The 762-nt window shown below is 36.9% G+C and carries 1 protein-coding gene; it reads left to right on the forward strand.

All coding sequences use genetic code 11. The features are described from left to right. Window positions 1–187 precede the first annotated feature (187 nt). Window positions 188–655: a hypothetical protein gene (locus N482_RS06640; protein ID WP_063376308.1), complete on the forward strand. Its 468-nt coding sequence runs from the start codon at window positions 188–190 to the stop codon at window positions 653–655. Window positions 656–762: the final 107 nt, after the last annotated feature.

Below are 762 nucleotides of genomic sequence, written 5' to 3' on the forward strand. Positions count from 1 at the left end.
AAGTGTGCTCGCACCCTGAGAAGCAACTCCCCCACAGAAACCACAAGAAAACCCATCTAAAACGTCGATTTAAAATTTCAACTCAAAACAGACTAAACGATTGAATCAAAATATGAACTCAGTTATGGTTTGCTGATTAAGAGTAATAAATTAAAAACGAGTAAATCTACAGGCTCGTTAGCTAACTATGAAACTTCACGAATTAGTATCAAATATCATAGCCATTATCTCAGCATGTGTTGCAGTGGTAGCAATATTCATTGCCTTAGATTCAAATAATTTTTCTGAAAATTTATTTAGACTTTCTGCCGCAGAGAAATTTAGAGAAACACAAATAAAGTACGATAGAAAAATTGGAGAGTATTACTACTCAGCAGAATGTTGGGGAAGGTTGACTAAACTATCAGATGAAGGTGAAGCCGTTATTAGTCACCTTCAAGAAAAATGGAAAAACCGCTTTAACAAAGATCAATGGTACTTAGAGTTTTTTACTAAAGGCTCAGCCAAATCGGATATACAGGCCCAATTTACATATATAGCTGATCTCCGAGAGGATTATTTTAGATATAAAACTCTTGTCCATACTATAAAATCAAGCCTTACCGAAAGTGAGCTTGATTACGGTATAAAACTATGCGGAGCAGAAGTTAGCTAACAAGCGCATTAAGCACGGGACTGCTAACAGTTTGCTCGGTTCCGCTTCGCTACACATTTTAGCAAACTATTATCAGCCCCTTATGCGGGCGTTGAGGCTGTAGAATT

Source organism: Pseudoalteromonas luteoviolacea NCIMB 1942 (assembly GCF_001625595.1).
Classification (GTDB): Bacteria; Pseudomonadota; Gammaproteobacteria; order Enterobacterales; family Alteromonadaceae; genus Pseudoalteromonas; species Pseudoalteromonas luteoviolacea_A.